Source organism: Streptomyces sp. SID1328, assembly GCF_009865595.1.
In the GTDB taxonomy this organism is placed as follows: Bacteria; Actinomycetota; Actinomycetes; order Streptomycetales; family Streptomycetaceae; genus Streptomyces; species Streptomyces griseoluteus.
Genome location: NZ_WWKH01000599.1, coordinates 1 through 15,902, shown reverse-complemented (window position 1 = coordinate 15,902; position 15,902 = coordinate 1). Strand labels below are relative to the sequence as shown.

Genomic DNA, 15,902 nt, shown 5'->3' with positions numbered 1-15,902 from the left:
CCGTCTCGGTTCGGCGGCGCGGGGTCCGACAGCCTGTGGCCGGCGCGGTCCCGGCCGGATGGCCCGCCACGGTCGGCTCCGGCGCGGGCAGTCAACGGCTCGGGCGAGACCCGTCTCGGTTCGGCGGCGCGGGGTCCGACAGCCTGTGGCCGGCGCGGTCCCGGCCGGGTGCGTCATCAGGCCTGCTCCCGCGCGGACGTGCTCCGCTCCGGGAGGGGCGGGAGGCGGTCAGAAGCAGGCTCTCGCGCGGACGTGCTCCGTTTCGGGGTGGGCGGCCGTCGGGGCGTGGCGGTCAGCAGCGCGGGAGCCACCGTCCCGCATGCGGCGGTGCCGGGGTCTCACGGGAGTCTCGGGCGGGACCTCACCTGCGCCTTGTCCGCCGCCTTCGCTCCCTCCGTCCAGCCGGCCTCGTCGTTGATGCCGCGCAGGCGGGTGGTGGTCGTGCGGGGGAACATGCTTTCCAGGCGGTCGGTGACGGCTGTTTCGCGGGTGACCAGTACCGGGAGCAGGTCCTCGCTGACCTGGCTTCCGGCGGCGGCCGTGAGGCGGTCGCCGACGCGGTGGGCATAGGCGGCGAGGAACGACTGGCGGAAGGTCTTGGTCCGCTTGCGGCCCCGGGCCCGCTGGGCGGCCTCGGCCTTGGCCATCGCGTGCGTGGCCTGCACCAGCAGCGAGGTGTACAGCAGCTCGACCGCCTCCAGGTCGGCCTCGAAGCCGACCACCGTGGAGAAGGCGTACGGCTCGTTCCACACCGCGCGGCAGTGGTTGGCCCGGGCGACCGCGTCCAGCAGTACGGCCTTGGCCTGCTCGTACGGCGGCTCGACGCCTATCCGGCAGGCGCCGGGCGCGTCCGGCGCCGGGGCGGAGGCGGCGAGCAGCGCCTCGTCGACACTGTGCCGGGCCATCAGCTCCTGGGCCTTGGCGGTGAGCGCCTCGGCCTCCTCCGGGTATCCGGTGCCCTCGGCCTTGGCGAGCAGGGCGCGGATACGGCCGAGCATGCGGGACGTGCCCGGTCCGGCAGGCCGGCGGGGTTCCTCCAGTGGTTCCAGCGTGGGCAGGCGCAGCAACAGCCGGTACAGCTCCAGGACGGTGGTGGCGTGCGAGAAGCGGTCGGCGGGGCGGGCCTCGGGCTGCTCGGCGAGGGCGTCGAGCTGGGCGGTCCAGCGGGGTCCGCGCGGCCGGTCCTTCGCGGCCTGGGCACGGATCAGGGCGGCGGCGAGGCCGAGGTGGGCGTCCTCCAGCTCTCGCCGCACCAACCGCGCCACGTCGGCGGGCTGCCACCCGCGCTGCCAGGCAGCCGCCACGAACTCCTCGCCGCGCCGGGCGAGTTCGGCGTCGGCGCCGGTGTCGGCGGCGAGCAGGGAGGCGCCGGTGTCGAGTCCCGAGTCGGTGTCGTCGTAGAGAGCGGCCGCGAAGGCGCGTTCGACGGTGCTGGCAGTGCTGGTCACGTGGTCGATCGTGCCACGGCGGGCCGACAGCCCGACAAAACCGTCCACAGCCTGTGGAAAACCTTCCGGAATTCCCGGCGGGTGACTGTCAACCATCGGTTGACACCTCGCTGCTGTCAACCTACGGTTGTCACATGGCGACCAACCCGAAAGTCACGGCATCCGTACGCCTCGACGACCTCATCGAGGCCATCAAGACCGCCCACGCCGAGCCCCTCGAACAGCTCCAGGACGCGGTGATCGCCGCGGACCACCTGGGCGACGTGGCGGACCATCTGATCGGGCACTTCGTGGACCAGGCCCGCCGCTCCGGCGCGTCCTGGACCGACATCGGCAAGAGCATGGGCGTGACCCGGCAGGCGGCGCAGAAGCGGTTCGTCTCCAAGGAGTCAGCCGACCTCGACCCCAACCAGGGCTTCAGCCGCTACACCCCCCGCGCCCGCAACGTCGTCATGGCGGCGCACAACGCCGCGGTGACCGCCCGCAACGCCGAAGGCCGCCCCGAGCACCTCGTCCTCGGCCTGCTGGCCGAGCCGGAGGGCCTCGCGGTGAAGGCCATGGAGGCACAGGGTGTGGCGGCCGACGCCGTACGCCAGGCAGCGACCGCCGCGCTCCCCCCGGCCACCGGCACCGCCCCCGACTTGGTCCCGTACGGCCCCGAGGCCAAGAAGGCCCTGGAACTCACCTTCCGCGAGGCGCTCCGGCTCGGTCACAACTACATCGGCACCGAGCACATCCTGCTGGCCCTGCTGGAGCAGGAGAACGGCACCGGCGTCCTGGCCGGCCTCGGCATCACCAAGGAGGGCACCGAGGAGTACGTGAACCGGGCGCTGGCCCTGCTCCTGGAGCAGAAGCAGGCGGCCGACTCGGCCCAGCAGGCCGCCACCCACCCGGACGACGAGCAGGAGAGCTGACCCGCGCGGCGAAAGCGCAGCTCAGGACCGTTGTCAGACCCCCCTGCCACACTCAGACGCATGACCGACCGGTGGGCACTCGCACCGGCCGAGGACGGTGGCGTGGACGTCGCCCCCCTCGGCCGGGACGGGCTGCCCGCGGGTCCGGTCCGGCGCGAGAGCGATCTCGCCCAGGCGGTGCGGAGCCGCCCGGAGACCGGACGCTGGGTGTGGAGGTCGACCGCCGAGGTCTACCCGCGCCTGCTCGCCACGGGGGTGCGAGTAGAGCGGTGTTACGACATCGAGGACGCCGAGACCCTGCTCCTGGGCCACGAGGGACGGCACGGCGAACCACGCTCGGCCGCCGCCGCCCTGGCCCGCCTCCGGGGCGGCCCCGTACCGCCCGACCCACCGCAGCGCGCGGCCGAACCGGGCGCGCAGTCCTCGCTGTTCGAACCGACCGGCACCCGGATGCCGCTGACCGACCTCCTGGAGGTCTACGCCGAGCAGCAGCGAAGACACGAGCGGACCGCCCACCCCGACCGGATGCGCCTGCTGACCAGCGCGGAGTCGGCGGGGATGCTGGTGGCCGCCGAGATGAACCGCTCGGGCCTGCCCTGGCGTGCGGACGTGCACCGCGCCCTGCTCACCGACCTGCTGGGCGAGCGGTACGCGGGCGGCGGGGAACCGCGCCGGCTGGCCGAGCTGGCCGACGAGGTGTCCGCCGCTTTCGGCCACCGGGTCCGCCCCGACCTCCCGGCCGATGTGATCAGGGCCTTCGCGCGGGCCGGGATCAAGGTCGGCTCCACCCGCCGCTGGGAGATCCAGTCCCTCGACCACCCGGCCGTGGCCCCGCTGCTGGAGTACAAGCGGCTGTACCGGATCTGGGTGGCATACGGCTGGTCCTGGCTGCGGGACTGGGTGCGCGAGGGCCGGTTCCGTCCCGAGTTCCTCGCGGGCGGCACGGTCACCGGGCGCTGGGTCACCAACGGCGGGGGCGCGCTGCAGATACCCAAGGTGATCCGGCGTGCGGTCGTGGCCGACCCCGGCTGGCGGCTGGTGGTGGCCGACGCGGCTCAGATGGAGCCCCGGGTGCTGGCGGCGATCTCCCGCGACCCCGGCCTGATGGAGGTCGCGGCCCGCGAGAGCGACCTCTACCAGTCCGTGTCCGACCGCGCCTTCTCCGGCGACCGCGACCAGGCCAAGCTGGCCGTCCTCGGCGCGATCTACGGCCAGACCTCGGGTGACGGCCTGAAGAACCTGGCCGCGCTGCGCCGCCGCTACCCGAAGGCCGTGGCCTACGTGGACGAAGCGGCCCGCGCGGGCGAGGAGGGCCGCCTGGTCCGCACCTGGCTGGGCCGCACCTGCCCGCCGGTGGCCGGCGCGGACGTGGCGGAGGAGGCGGGCATCCCACTCGGCGAGGAAGGTGGGGACGGCAGGGACGGCGGCGGCACGTCCACCGACCGCGGCCGGGGCCGTTTCGCCCGTAACTTCGTCGTCCAGGGCAGTGCGGCCGACTGGACCCTGCTGCTCCTCGCCGCTCTGCGGCGCGCGTGCGCGGACCTCGCCGCCGAGCTGGTCTTCTTCCAGCACGACGAGGTGATCGTGCACTGCCCCGCCGAGGAGGCCGAGCAGGTCGCCGAGGCCATCCGGGAAGCCTCCGCCCTGGCCGCCCGCCTCACCTTCGGCGACACCCCGGTCCGCTTCCCCTTCAGCACCGCCGTGGTGGAGTGCTACGCCGACGCCAAGTGAGCGCGCGCCACCTGTGCGACCATGGCCGGCAGAGCTCGAACGCGGCTCCTGGACGAGTGCGCCGTACCCAGCCCACGACAAGACGGCGCGTGGGAGTTCGACATGGGATGGATCGCGCTCGTGATCTCCGGAATGCTGGAAGCGGTGTGGGCGACGGCCCTCGGCAAGTCGGAAGGCTTCAGCCGCCCGCTCCCGTCCGTGATCTTCGTACTCGGCCTGCTGCTCAGCATGACGGGCCTGGCCTTCGCCCTCCGCACGGTCCCGGTCAGCACCGGGTACGCGGTCTGGGTCGGCATCGGCGCGGCCCTCACGGCGGCCTACGCGATGCTCTTCGACGGCGAACCGGCCAGCACCGTCAAGATCCTGCTGCTGCTCGGGATCATCGCGTGCGTGGCGGGGCTGAAGCTGGCGCACTGAGCCGGTGCCCCGCGCGGCCGAACGACGACCGGAAAGCCATGGCTCGTCCAGGGCAACCCTTTCCCCGCCTCACCAGTCACATGAACATCACTTGTCCGTGTTTCCGCAGGTCCGGAAAGGGCCCCTCTCCTGTGACGACTCGTACCCGCATGGCAGCCGCGACTCTGACGGCCGCGCTCGCCACGGCGGGCGGTCTGCTGACCGCCACCCCGGCTTCCGCCGTCACCTGCGCCTCGCCGTCCTGGACCGCGCAGTACTACGCGAACACCTCGTTCAAGGGCACGCCCAAGCTGAGCGCCTGCGACTCGGCGATAGCCGAGAACTACGGCTACGGCGACCCGGCCGGTGTCACCCTGCCGAAGGACAACTTCTCCGTCCGCTGGTCCGTGACCCGTGACTTCGGCTCCGGCGGCCCGTTCCGGCTCGCCGCGGCCACGCAGGACGGGATGCGCGTCTACGTCGACGGCGTGCGGCGGATCGACCTGTGGCGGAACGTTTCCTCGACCGCCCGCAAGACCGCCGACCTGACCATCCCGGCGGGCAGGCACACGCTCCGCGTGGACTACGTCGCGTGGACCGGCTACGCCTCCGCCGCCTTCACGTACACCCCCCGCACCGACGCCAGGACGGACACGGTCAAGCCCCTGGCGCCGACCGGGCTCACCGCCGCGTACGACCGCGGGACGGCGAAGGCCACGCTGCGCTGGACCCGGAACAAGGAGATGGACCTCGCCGGGTACCGCGTGTACCGGCGGGCGAGCGGCGCGAGCTGGGCCAAGGTCAGCGGCACCACGCTGCTCACCTCGCCGTCCTTCGTGGACGCGCCGCCCGTGACCGGCCAGACCTTCTTCTACGAACTCCGCGCCGTCGACAAGGCCGGCCGCGAGTCCACCGGCAGCGCGGACGTGTCCGCCACCACGGTGGACCGCACCGCTCCGGTGGCGCCGACCGGCCTGACGGCCTCGGACGGGCAGGGCGGCGTCGCCCTGGCCTGGCAGCCGGTTCCGGGTGCGGCCAAGTACACCGTCTTCCGCCGACAGCAGACCGAGCCGGGCCTCCCGGAGGCCCCGGTGACGCAGGTCGCCACGGTGTCCTCGGCCTCCTGGACCGACACGGCCGCCGCCGAGCGTACGGGCTACACGTACTACGTCTCCGCCGTCGACGCCGCGGGCAACACCTCCGCGACGCGCGCCACGGCGTCCGCCACCCGCGGCGACCTCGCCCCCGCACCGGCCACCGCCGTGACGGCCGTGTTCAAGCCGGGCACCGGCATCGTCGTGAGCTGGGCCCGCTCGACCAGTGGCGATGTCGAACGGTACGACGTCTACCGCGACGGTCACCTGTACACGGACGTGTCCGGAAGCACCTACACCGACCTGACGGTCAGTCACGGCTCCACCTACGCCTACACGGTGGTCGCCGTGGACAAGGGCGGCAACCGTTCCCCCGTCTCCGCGCCCGCTTCCGCCACCACGGACGGCGACCTCGTCGCCCCGGCGCCCGTCACCGGCCTGACGGCGACGCCCCGCGAGGACGGCGTCCTCCTGGAGTGGACGCCGAACATCGAGTCCGACCTGAAGCGGTACGAGGTCTTCAAGGCCGAGAAGTACGACGACGGCGACGGTGGCCAGGTCTGGCTCGCCCACCGCGTCGAATACCTCGGCCCGGACACCACCTCGTTCCTCCACACCAGCGCGGCGGACGGCGAGAACGTGATGTACGCCGTGATCGCCGTCGACGACTGGGACAACCAGCTCGGCGTGACCGACGAGACCGTCCACTGGACCGAGGTCACCGAACTCGGCACCCCGACCGAGGACTGACGCCCGCGCCCGCGCAGCCGACGCCGGTAGCAGTCCGTCGACGGGGATGCTGCTCAGCTGCTCGACGACGCGAGAAAATCACGTGTTCTTGACAGGGTGGCGTCGGCGGCGCGGAACCGCAGCGACGATCCGTCGGAGGAGGCGGACACCTGGACCGTGCCGTCGGGCGCTCTGTCGACGTGGACGCCCTTCTGTCCTGGGGCGCCCCAACCCCGCACGTGCACATCCCGTACATCAGGGAAGCGCAGAAAGAACTCGAAGCCCTCGCTGCCCTGCACACGGGAGAATCCGAGGGTGACGGAGCAGCCTCGTTCGTCGAAGTGGACGTAGAAGAGGTCGCTGTTGCTCAGGACGTCGTGCGCGCACAGCGCCGGGAGCTCTGGGCTGCTCTCGGCAGCACCCTCAGAGGCGTTCATAGAAGGTCTTCTCGCTCGGGTCGGGAACAGTGGTGTGGAGCCTGGCGTCGAGTCTGCTGAGGAAGTGGTGAGGCCCGCTGTCCGCGCCTTCTGGACCGGCCCGGAATCCGCTGATGTGGCCGACGAGCACATCGGTACTGGCGGTGAAGCGGAGGAAGTCGGGCTTCCCGCCATGCGACACCGCGACGCGCATCCTGTGCCTGCTCTCACTGAGCACTGCCAGTTCGAAAGAGACGAGCAGTCCGGGCTCCCAGGCGTCCAGCTCCAGATCCTCCACAGCGAGGAACTGGAGCTGCCCCTGCACCGTGTCGACGTCCGCGGCTGCCCATTCCTCCGGCAGCGGCAAGGGCGGAGCGGGCAGGTCCAGCCGCAGCGTCACGGTGGGGCCGTGCCAGTCGAGGTGCACGGACCGGAGTCTGACGGAGCTCAGATCCAGGGGGGCCGAGCCGTAGAGCGGGGCGAGAACCTCGCTGTTTCGGGGGGAGAACTCAGCGGTCATAGTAATAGTGTTCCTCGCACCCCCGGGGACCTGGCCGTTCCGGGTGTTCGTCAAATTCCCACTGGGATGTTCGTACACCTCTTCGTGAGCCTCGAAACGGTCAAGAACCATTCCAGAACGGTTCGCCTACCCGAACTCTGATCTGCCTCTTTTGTTCGTCGTGGAACGCCACTTCGGCCGAGACGCTTGCTCCTACCTCAGGCAGGTCGAGCACCGGTGGATCGGGGTTGTACGAGGCAATGTCCAGGAATCCGATCACTTCGGGAGAGCCGTCCAGCTCGATGAACACTCCGAACGGTCGTCGCATGCGGACCACCCCGTGAGTCTTACTGCCGACCGGATGCCGGAGCTTCGCATCTTCCCATTCCTCCTCCATGGCTACCTGTGCCTCACTCTGGGGTAGTCGTTCAGATCCTCCACGGAAGTGTTCGGGATCTCGATCTCGGTCAGGGGCCCGCCCTCGCCGCCCGCTCGGTGCTCCGCACCCCCAGCCGGACCCCGCTGCGGGCAAGACCGGTGCCCTTCGTCCCGATCAGCTCGGGGATGAGGCGGCCGACGAACTCGGAGGGGTCCTTCTTGAAGCCGTCGACGGCGGCGGTGACGATGCGTTCGGGGTGGGTGGCGGTGGAGACGAGGCCGGAGAGCGTCATGGAGACGTTCTGCAGGTAGGCGGCGGGGTGGGTGAGGTTGTAAGGGTCGGTGGGGTTGAGGCCTCGGGCGAAGTTCACCAGGCCGGCCGTCCCCTTGAGCGCACCGCCGACCACGTGGGTGAGTTCGGTGTCGTACGCCTGGCAGCCGTCGAGGATGTCGTTGCCGAGGCGGTCGAGCGGCGGGGGTTCGGCCGGGGCGTGCGCGAGGGCCGCCTTCACCTTGCCCTGGGCGTCACCGGCGGCGGTGTTGCGCTGCTTGCGGGCCTCGGCGAGCGTGTCGTACGCCTTCTTGATGTCGGCCTTGCCGGGGTCGTGGAACGGCGGCTCGGGCCGGGGGCCGGGGTCCTCGTCCGCCTTGATCTTCGCGTTGTAGGCGTGGGGTGAACGCCGAACTTCTCGCGGAACGCGTCACCGCCCTCGCCGACCCAGCTGGAGGAGTCGACCTTGCGCATGCCGGAGCTGACGTGGTCGAACGCGGTCTGGAAGTCCTTGAGGTGCTTCACGGACTCGCGGATCTTGTCCGGGTTGCCGTGGACGAGTTCGTCGGCCTCCTCGGTCTGGCCGGGCTGCTGCTCACCGGGGGTGACGCCGGCCGCACCGGACCGCTCGTCACCGCGTAGTCGTCGAGGCGTGACCTCGGTATGTTCCGCGACTGGTCCGCCGCACCCCCGTGCTCAGTCATGCGAGACATCATGGCCACACTGCTTCGTGAACCACAACGCGCCTACGTCACAACCCCGTTCACGAAGACCAGGCCCGGGCACCCCGTCACCGACAGATCGCCCGAAACAAGATACCCCAGGTCACGGGCAACGTGACCTGGGGTTTGACTGAGCCGCTTTCGGGATTCGAACCCGAGACCTACGCATTACGAGTTGTGCGATCTTGGTCTGCGGCTGTCCGTCACCGTCCGCCATGCTGCTCACAACCCTGGTCAGACAGCCTGCCGGACGTTAACGGATGCGGCCGGATCGCCAGGGAGCCAATGGCGAACGAGACCAAGACTGAGACCGCCAGCTCCGACTACACAGTAGGTCGACCCCCGTGACCTCCCACTGGCAGCGGGTAGCGGTAAGCGGTGGCAACAAGCTCGCCCCGCGCCGGTGACCAGTCGCTCCATGAACGCCAACGTCCCCCGTGGCAGTGGAGGTCATCATCGAGAGCGATTTGATCTATCACTACCAGGCAGGTGGAGATGCCTTCAGCGTGTCGAACCTCCCCCTCGGTCACGTCGATAGCCTCGCGGGTAGTGGTGCTCCCCTTCACCTCCACATGGACCTCGGCTCCGTTCTTTCGGGCTGTGATGTCCCACGGCGAGTGAGCACCTACGTCCTCAACTTCGTAGCCGTGTGAGCGGTAGTGGCTGAGCACGAGGTCCATCGCATACCGCTCGATGGCCTGCCGTCGTTGTACGTCCCGCTGCCGGCCGTAGCCGGTGGCCTTCCTGCGCTGCTTGGGTACCGAAGCAAGCGGCGGGTCAGGGACTTCCGGCTCGTGGGGCTCGGAGACGGCAGTCTGGCGCAACTCGCGCAACTCTGGCAGCTCTTCGACAAGTGCCAGCGGGAGCTTGGTCAGGTAGACCTGTGCTGTTCGAAGGGGCCGCTTAGCCGACAAGGCGAAGGGGAAGTAGAGGGGGCTTCCGACTGCTTCTCTGAGACGATCCCGCAGAGCTTGGATCGTGGGCTCGATCTCGCGGAGCCGAGCCTGAGTGACAGGGTGCTTCAACCTTCGATAGCCGCCGAGAGGTGCTTCCCAAGCGGGCTCCGGGTCGGATGCGCCCCGCTGCCGACCATAGGTGCCCCGGCTCTGCCAGGTGATCGTTGACGCGAAAGCCTCACCTCGAACGTGGGAGTACCCCACCACGCCGGGACCGTGGTTCTTGTCCCAGTGCAAAACGAGATCGCCGGGCCGCACCTCGCGTACGAGCGCGTACGACCAGTATGGCTTGCCACCGTCGTCGACTTGGGGTGCGAGCAGGTTGGTGCCGATGTCCTCGCGGTTCGTGACTTCCACCCAGTAGCGCTCGTTCGGTTCGCTTATCCACCACCTGTTTATGGCCATGGCCCCCCTGACTCTCAACCTAAGGCTGTCCATGATCTTGCCAGTCAGGTCTAGCGGATCCAACGGTTCGGACGTGCCCTTTCCACACAGCGACCGTGCGGGCGACCTCTTCGTCCCGAACGCGATCAGGCCCCACTGTGAGCTTGCCCGCGGGCTACTGCCCTGCTCGTTCGCCTCCGCCGTAGTCCATTACGGTCCCGGAGGGTCCTCGTGTGACTGCATCGTTTGCCCCCACGCGGGGACGGCCCGTTCAGGCTCGGGAGCCTCAACGGGCCGTGGTGGGGCGCTACATCACGAGGGTCCGTCCGCCGGCGCACTGTCGCTATGCTGCTGAGTCCAACGCTATGACGGTCGCTGGCTGTTGCAAGCCGTAGGGGGGAGCGGGGGTCGGATGTCAACCGCGTCAACGTCGTCATCAGGAGACGGTGCCCAAGCGGGCACGACTGTACCAAGCCCTTCTAGCGGGAACGCAGGGCAGACGGGTGCGCTGGAAGAGACCAAGTCGGCTCGACAGGTTGCCCTAGAGAAGCTTGGGATGTGGTTTGTCTTTGCCGTCATTTTCGCTGTACTTCCGACGATTGCAAGATTTCTTCAGGACTTAACTCAGAAGAGCCACAGAAGTCCTGGACTGTTTGAACTGGCCAGTCGAGCGGACCTCTATATTGTTTGTATGGGATTGACGGCTACGGCTATCGGTCAGGCGCTTATGCGCACAGAAGGGAAAATGCCGGGAGCGCTTACGTTCTGGAGCGTCTTCAATATTGTGATGCTCGCGTTGGTTACATTTCTCGCCGCTGGAACCGACCAACAGGGCGTCGACACGCATGCACTCGGGGTGCAGTCTCTAATCCTCCTGATCGTCACCCTTGTCAGTACCGGGTTTAGTACGTATCTCTGTGAACTGGAGGCGGCGCCGTGAAGCTTACGGAGTATGTTTCGCTGCTCGGCAGTATTGGGGCAGCCCTAGTCGCGCTGCTCGGTGCCTGGGGCACTCTGATTAGCTACCGTCATGCAGAGAAGCGCGCCCAGGAGGCCAAAGACCAGATCGCTCGCGAGTTGGCGGCGGAACGGGCCCGACGTCAAGCAGAAGGGCAGGTGAATGGGCAAAGCCAAGACAAGGTAGTCGATTCCTCGCAGACGTCTTCCGATGACTGACTCCTATCGGTATTCCTTCTGATTGCCGTGTCTCTGTTTGGAGCTTGTGTCCAGAGGTAGATTGCGATGGATTCCGCTATCACAACCCGCTTGATTGCAGCGCAGTTCCCTCCGCTGGCCCACGTCGCTGGCACGTCTAGCTTGGGGCCATGCAGTGGGACGGTAAAGCCCGCTCCCCAGCGTTCCTCAATCATCAACGGGGGGGGTACGGCCGTTCGAGGCCGTCTGATGGGGCTGACTTGCCCCTCAAGGTGTAGACCATTCAAGTTCGCAAAATGACACCCAGAGGCGGTCCGCAGACATTACCCTAAGGCGCTTAAGGCCAAGAGGATGGATTCGCTATGCGTTCATTCGGACGTCGCAAGCGTGCGAGTATAGACGAGAATTTCAAAGAATACGTCATGCAGGAAATCGGCAAATCAGGTGTCGAAGTGCTCGACGAGGAGGGAGTAGAAAGTATTGCAGTTGACTCGATTGAGGGTTTCGCTGACTTGATGGGTAAAAGAGTAGCGAGCCTTGCGCTTAGAGATAAGCGCACCCTGCGGGCCAATCAAAAGATGGACTACGGATTCAATAGGCGTCTTGAGCGGCGATATCGCCGCGCGTTTCAGGCGTATATTGTCGCAACCTCGTGCGCCCGAGAAGCGGGAGAGTCGGCTGCGGCGATACCTGCCGACGATCTCACTGATCCACAGGCTGCGACCCGCACTGCTCTAATGGGTCTCCATGCCAAATCTTGTCGAGTTGCTGGCGAAGTTTATGCGCTTCTCGTCAACGGTTTCCCTGAAGGTGCCCTAGCGCGGTGCAGAACGCTGCATGAGATGGCAGTGGTGGCGGGAGCGCTTGCTGACTCCGTGGGCGACTCTGAAAATGAAGACCTGGCAATTAGATTTCTAGAACACGAGGTGGTCGATCTTCGAAGTAGTGCACGCAGGTATCAGGAGGACCACGCCATTCTCGGCATGGAACCGCTAGAGCAAGAATTTATAGATCAGGTGGAGGATCGATTCAATGCAGTGATGGCAAAATACGGAAGAGAGTTCAAAGGGGACTATGGGTGGGCTAAGAAGTACTGCCCGGATGCAAATCTTGCAGGCCTTGAGAAGAAAGTGCAAATGGGCCACATGCGCGGCTACTACAAGTGGGCCAACAATGAAGTGCATGCGGGATCGCGAAGTCTACTGCTCAACGTATCGGAATTTCGTGGACAGCGCATGTTGCGTGCAGGGAAAACAAATGTGGGACTTACAGACCCTGCGTCTATGGCACTAAACTCGCTTTTTGTGGTTACCGTCATGCTCCTCGCGGAAGGTATTCCGGAAAGCGTAAATCTGACCGGTCTCGTCACCATGAAGGCGCTCAACGAAATGTGCGCCCAAGCATCCGAGATGTTCCTGCGGGTCGATAGGGAGATAATGGAAGACGAGGAGAACATCCTAAGGTCTATGAACCTGGGGAACTAGTTCACCGGATGTTGCCATTTTAGGCTCGCGCAGCCTTGAGCGTGCTCCCGGAAGCCCCCAGGCAGATGTGCGGGACCCTGGTGCCCTACGTCAGAGCAGGAGCGGTAGCAGCTCCGCGCATCTCGCCGTTAGGTCTCGTCTCATGTCAAACTCATGGACATCTGTGAGAACGACCGGAGAAGCAGCAGTGGAGGGGACTTAGTGGCAGACGCCAGCCCGCGCGGAACCTATTTGCAGGTTGCTGCGGCTTTGAGGCAGCGCATCCGCAGCGGAGCCATCGCCGACAGGATGCCGTCAGAAGCGGCCATCTCTGCTGAGTTCGGCGTCGCACGAACCACAGTCAGGCGAGCCCTGGCCTCCCTTGAGAGTGAGGGCATCATCGAGTCCATTGCCGGTCTGGGGCGGCACGTCAGGAACGGCGAGGCTCATCAAGCCCCCTACGAGCGAGTACGTGATGACCTGTTGGCGCAGATGCAGGACGGACGCTTGCCGGCGGGCGAGACGATGCCGTCGGAACCAACGCTGGCCACGGCCTACGGGGTGTCACGGGGCACTGTACGGCGCGCCCTCGCCGTACTTGAGGCAGAGGGGCGGGTGCAGTCAAGGCAGGGCGTGGGAAGGGTTGTACGAGCAACTGCCGAAGAAGGGTGAACTGATGAGTCTGACCCCCTGGGCATACGACCTCGCACAAAGGCTGTTGGCGGACAGCCTGCCCAAGCGCTGGGCTCACTCCCTGCAAGTCTATGAACAAGCACAACGCCTGCGCCCCATCCTAGGAGAAGACTACGATCTTCTTACGGCAGCGGCGGTTGCTCACGACGTCGGTTATTCGGACGCGGCCAAGGACACTGGCCAACACATGATTGACGGGGGCCGCTATCTCCAAAGCGTGGGCGCTGATCCCCGTCTGTGCACTCTAGTCGCGCTGCACACATCATCGCCGTGGGAGGCAGCCGAACTGGGCTTGTCGGACGCCCTCAGAGAATTCGTGCCCGTCTCGCAGTCCCTGGTAGATGCCATCACCTATTGCGACTTGAGCAGCAGCCCCAAGGGGCAGCCCGTCGAGCCTTCGGACCGACTAGAAGAAGTCCTAGACCGATACGGCCCGGAGCACGTCGTCTTCCGAGCCGTATCGGCGGCTCGGCCGGAGCTTCTCAGAATGGTTAAGCGCGTTCGGGCACGCGTTGAGACTGCATCCACAACAAAGATCAGGCGATGACGGGATGGGGCAGTCCTTTCAGGCCCTCCAAAATCCGCCGGCGTGTCGTAGGCGACATGTCCAATGTTTCGAGTTCGTCCGGGTTGAACCAGCGAACCTCGAAGGACTCCGAACTCACCTGGATTTGCCCAGCGACGGGCCGAGCACGGAAGCAAAGGGAGAATTCTTGCCGAACCTCTCCGTCTGAGAACTCAATCACGTGCCCAGGATCTGTGAACACGCCGACGAGACCGGTTACCTCTACAGTGAGTCCGGTCTCTTCGGCCACCTCCCGGACAACTGTTTGACGGATATCCTCACCAATCTCCTGTACGCCACCCGGCATCCCCCAACGGCCGTTGTCGGAGCGTCGCTCCAGTAGGAGGAAACCGCGCTCATCTTGGATGAAACCGGTAACCGCGGGCACGATACGGTTAGCCGTAGGCGCCGCAGGGTCGTCGAAATAATCTTTACGGCTCACGGTTTCCTCCCATCGGATTGGCATCGGTCCACACTTTTTCGAAGCTTTGCGCGTACGTCGATACCAACTGAGCCCCGGCCACCTTGCGGAGATGCAGGACGGGCGTGTACGGCGCACTCACGCCATATACCTGTGTGTTGATCAGCCACTCATCATCGGCCCTGTAGAGCGAGTTGTGGAGAGTGGATCGGTGGAGGCGGAACTCGATGCCCTCTATACCGTACAAGGGGCGGTAGAGTTTCATCACCTCGCGCACTTTGAAGGCGACGCCTTCCCCGATCTCTTCCTCTTCTCCCCGTCGCGCAATCTCCGCGCTCTCCGGATCGCCAAGCAGGATGCGAACGCGGACGCCACTTGCAGCTTTCATTCTGAGCAACTGAAGCCAGCGAGGGTTCTCGGCGAGAAACACGCCTGCGTGAACTAACACACCAATCTCGCGATCAGCGCGCCCAAAGAGCTGCAACCACAAGTCCGCTGGAACGTAGCTTCGATGGGGATACACCTTGAGTACCTCAGCGTCGGCCGCGTCCTTTCGTTGCCCGTCGGGCAGGCCGTCAGGCCACAGGTACCCCTCATCCTCGCGGAGAAGCGCGGCAACTTTGAGTCTGTGCCGGCGATATGGCGCTCGGCCGCTGGTCACCCAGCGTTCAGCGGTCTTCGGATCGACGCCGCAGTGTTCCGCAAGGTCTTCGACGCTGATCCCCTTGGTCAACATGGCCGACCTGAGTCGTTCGTTCGCCACTCCACCCCCAAAGGACGTCTAGGGACGCACTCGCAGTACAGGACCGTACTCAGGACGTCCCAAGTCGTCTAGCAGCGAGGTCACTTCGTCCTGCCTTCCTCGCGCAAGCTGAAGGCACATCAGGGCGACGCACTCGAAATCAGTGAAGGGCTTGACACCCGGAACGAAGCGCGACACCTTGAGATACATGTTCAGCATGTCTCGCATACCTGATGGGTGTGTAGCACGTGCGGACTTGTAGGGCTTGACCAGCATGAACGCAGAGGGCGGGGACGCTGCAATCCCGCTAAAGGCCAGGGGGAACAGGGCTTCGGCCCGTACTGGCGAGGTGGCCCGGCGACCGCGAGCAACGGCCGGAGAGTGGGGACAACAGTCCCCCTTGCAGTGCGAAGCCCTCTTCATTCGCCTTGGAAGGAGTACCTGTGATCAGTCGAAAGCGTTAGGCGCGGCTGTGATCGACCGGCATGGCTGCGCCGCTTCCTCCCCGGTCCTTCGCCTCGTTCGAGTGCGGCGGACGACCGGTCGCCTTCTTCCGTCTCGCGGTGGCTATCGCCGCGCCGGTTGCCTCCCTCGCCCGTCCGGCCGCGCTGTGTGCGCTGGCTGTACGGGCGGGGTGGTGGGGAGCCGGAACCCCCGACTTCAACGGCGTGAGCCCCCGGAGGTGCAACTCCGGGGGCTCTGTTCGGGCCGTTCCTCCGTGGAAGGAACCACGACCCATGAACCACGTTGTCACACTTCAGGACGCCCTCACGGCGTTTGCCGACTTCATGGAGCCGACGAGCGCGGAGCTGGACGCGATCGAGCGGGAGATGCCCGTGATCCTGGCGGACGTTGACCTGCTGGATGCGCACATCGCCACCATCGACCGCACGCCCACCGAGCTGGACACCCGCCGCATCCGCCG

General features: G+C 66.5%; 16 protein-coding genes, 2 pseudogenes and 1 riboswitch. Of the genes and pseudogenes, 8 read left to right on the top strand and 10 right to left on the bottom strand.

Annotation, left to right across the window (positions count from 1 at the left end; genetic code table 11):
- Positions 1-338 precede the first annotated feature (338 nt).
- Positions 339-1,448: a DUF2786 domain-containing protein gene (locus GT030_RS19160; RefSeq protein ID WP_346009683.1), complete on the bottom strand. Its 1,110-nt coding sequence runs from the start codon at positions 1,446-1,448 to the stop codon at positions 339-341.
- Between the two features lie 134 nt (positions 1,449-1,582).
- Between GT030_RS19160 and GT030_RS19155 the strand changes: the two genes are divergently transcribed.
- The 4 genes from GT030_RS19155 (at position 1,583) to GT030_RS19140 (ending at position 6,333) form a co-directional block, all read left to right on the top strand.
- Positions 1,583-2,362 (top strand): Clp protease N-terminal domain-containing protein, encoded by a 780-nt coding sequence (locus tag GT030_RS19155; RefSeq protein WP_161202135.1) that lies wholly within the window; start codon positions 1,583-1,585, stop codon positions 2,360-2,362.
- A gap of 60 nt (positions 2,363-2,422) precedes the next feature.
- A complete protein-coding gene (locus tag GT030_RS19150) occupies positions 2,423-4,093 on the top strand; it encodes a bifunctional 3'-5' exonuclease/DNA polymerase (RefSeq protein WP_161202134.1) in 1,671 nt (556 codons plus the stop codon).
- Between the two features lie 28 nt (positions 4,094-4,121).
- A riboswitch (guanidine-III (ykkC-III) riboswitch) is annotated at positions 4,122-4,185 on the top strand.
- 10 nt (positions 4,186-4,195) lie between these two features.
- On the top strand, positions 4,196-4,510 hold the full coding sequence (locus tag GT030_RS19145; protein ID WP_161202133.1) for a multidrug efflux SMR transporter: 315 nt from the start codon (positions 4,196-4,198) through the stop codon (positions 4,508-4,510).
- A 149-nt stretch (positions 4,511-4,659) separates the two neighbouring features.
- The gene (locus GT030_RS19140) at positions 4,660-6,333 is read left to right on the top strand and encodes a PA14 domain-containing protein (RefSeq protein ID WP_161202132.1); all 1,674 of its coding nucleotides are present in this window, start codon (positions 4,660-4,662) and stop codon (positions 6,331-6,333) included.
- A 53-nt stretch (positions 6,334-6,386) separates the two neighbouring features.
- On the opposite strand, the gene GT030_RS19135 is transcribed toward GT030_RS19140, so the two are convergent.
- The 7 genes and pseudogenes from GT030_RS19135 to GT030_RS19115 form a co-directional block, all read right to left on the bottom strand.
- Complete coding sequence (locus tag GT030_RS19135) at positions 6,387-6,749, bottom strand: hypothetical protein (protein WP_161202131.1); 363 nt, start codon at positions 6,747-6,749, stop codon at positions 6,387-6,389.
- Positions 6,736-7,248 (bottom strand): Imm50 family immunity protein, encoded by a 513-nt coding sequence (locus tag GT030_RS19130; RefSeq protein WP_161202130.1) that lies wholly within the window; start codon positions 7,246-7,248, stop codon positions 6,736-6,738. The genes GT030_RS19135 and GT030_RS19130 overlap by 14 nt, the downstream gene beginning before the upstream one ends.
- Positions 7,249-7,348: 100 nt before the next feature.
- Positions 7,349-7,624 (bottom strand): RNA-binding protein, encoded by a 276-nt coding sequence (locus GT030_RS19125; protein ID WP_161202129.1) that lies wholly within the window; start codon positions 7,622-7,624, stop codon positions 7,349-7,351.
- Between the two features lie 70 nt (positions 7,625-7,694).
- Entirely contained in the window at positions 7,695-8,117 is a 423-nt protein-coding gene (locus GT030_RS36545; RefSeq protein WP_237522651.1) for a hypothetical protein, read from the bottom strand.
- Positions 8,118-8,141: 24 nt separating this feature from the next.
- Positions 8,142-8,258: pseudogene (locus GT030_RS37405) on the bottom strand (putative T7SS-secreted protein); the annotation flags it as partial.
- An 81-nt stretch (positions 8,259-8,339) separates the two neighbouring features.
- Positions 8,340-8,455, bottom strand: a pseudogene (locus tag GT030_RS37400) (putative T7SS-secreted protein); the annotation flags it as partial.
- Between the two features lie 466 nt (positions 8,456-8,921).
- Complete coding sequence (locus GT030_RS19115; protein WP_161202128.1) at positions 8,922-10,022, bottom strand: DUF3883 domain-containing protein; 1,101 nt, start codon at positions 10,020-10,022, stop codon at positions 8,922-8,924.
- Between the two features lie 472 nt (positions 10,023-10,494).
- Here GT030_RS19115 and GT030_RS19110 point away from each other — a divergent pair, with 472 nt between their 5' ends.
- The 3 genes from GT030_RS19110 to GT030_RS19100 all read left to right on the top strand — a co-directional run bounded on the left by GT030_RS19110 (position 10,495) and on the right by GT030_RS19100 (position 12,577).
- On the top strand, positions 10,495-10,878 hold the full coding sequence (locus GT030_RS19110; RefSeq protein WP_161202127.1) for a hypothetical protein: 384 nt from the start codon (positions 10,495-10,497) through the stop codon (positions 10,876-10,878).
- Positions 10,875-11,114: a hypothetical protein gene (locus GT030_RS19105; RefSeq protein WP_161202126.1), complete on the top strand. Its 240-nt coding sequence runs from the start codon at positions 10,875-10,877 to the stop codon at positions 11,112-11,114. The genes GT030_RS19110 and GT030_RS19105 overlap by 4 nt, the downstream gene beginning before the upstream one ends.
- 341 nt (positions 11,115-11,455) lie before the next feature.
- Complete coding sequence (locus GT030_RS19100; RefSeq protein WP_161202125.1) at positions 11,456-12,577, top strand: DUF5677 domain-containing protein; 1,122 nt, start codon at positions 11,456-11,458, stop codon at positions 12,575-12,577.
- A 1,208-nt stretch (positions 12,578-13,785) separates the two neighbouring features.
- On the opposite strand, the gene GT030_RS19085 is transcribed toward GT030_RS19100, so the two are convergent.
- Both GT030_RS19085 and GT030_RS19080 read right to left on the bottom strand, forming a co-directional pair.
- Complete coding sequence (locus GT030_RS19085) at positions 13,786-14,256, bottom strand: NUDIX domain-containing protein (protein ID WP_161202123.1); 471 nt, start codon at positions 14,254-14,256, stop codon at positions 13,786-13,788.
- On the bottom strand, positions 14,246-14,971 hold the full coding sequence (locus tag GT030_RS19080) for an XRE family transcriptional regulator (protein WP_202460275.1): 726 nt from the start codon (positions 14,969-14,971) through the stop codon (positions 14,246-14,248). The genes GT030_RS19085 and GT030_RS19080 overlap by 11 nt, the downstream gene beginning before the upstream one ends.
- A gap of 743 nt (positions 14,972-15,714) precedes the next feature.
- Here GT030_RS19080 and GT030_RS19075 point away from each other — a divergent pair.
- On the top strand, positions 15,715-15,902 hold a 188-nt coding region (locus GT030_RS19075; RefSeq protein WP_161202121.1), incomplete at its 3' end, for a DUF6284 family protein.

Excerpts from the sequence above, each read along its gene's own strand:
- GT030_RS19155 (WP_161202135.1), top strand. The coding sequence starts at position 1,583 with ATGGCGACCAACCCGAAAGTCACGGCATCCGTACGCCTCGACGACCTC.
- GT030_RS19150 (WP_161202134.1), top strand. The coding sequence starts at position 2,423 with ATGACCGACCGGTGGGCACTCGCACCGGCCGAGGACGGTGGCGTGGAC.
- GT030_RS19145 (WP_161202133.1), top strand. The coding sequence starts at position 4,196 with ATGGGATGGATCGCGCTCGTGATCTCCGGAATGCTGGAAGCGGTGTGG.
- GT030_RS19140 (WP_161202132.1), top strand. The coding sequence starts at position 4,660 with ATGGCAGCCGCGACTCTGACGGCCGCGCTCGCCACGGCGGGCGGTCTG.
- GT030_RS19135 (WP_161202131.1), bottom strand. The coding sequence starts at position 6,749 with ATGAACGCCTCTGAGGGTGCTGCCGAGAGCAGCCCAGAGCTCCCGGCG.
- GT030_RS19130 (WP_161202130.1), bottom strand. The coding sequence starts at position 7,248 with ATGACCGCTGAGTTCTCCCCCCGAAACAGCGAGGTTCTCGCCCCGCTC.
- GT030_RS19125 (WP_161202129.1), bottom strand. The coding sequence starts at position 7,624 with ATGGAGGAGGAATGGGAAGATGCGAAGCTCCGGCATCCGGTCGGCAGT.
- GT030_RS19110 (WP_161202127.1), top strand. The coding sequence starts at position 10,495 with ATGTGGTTTGTCTTTGCCGTCATTTTCGCTGTACTTCCGACGATTGCA.
- GT030_RS19100 (WP_161202125.1), top strand. The coding sequence starts at position 11,456 with ATGCGTTCATTCGGACGTCGCAAGCGTGCGAGTATAGACGAGAATTTC.
- GT030_RS19080 (WP_202460275.1), bottom strand. The coding sequence starts at position 14,971 with ATGTTGACCAAGGGGATCAGCGTCGAAGACCTTGCGGAACACTGCGGC.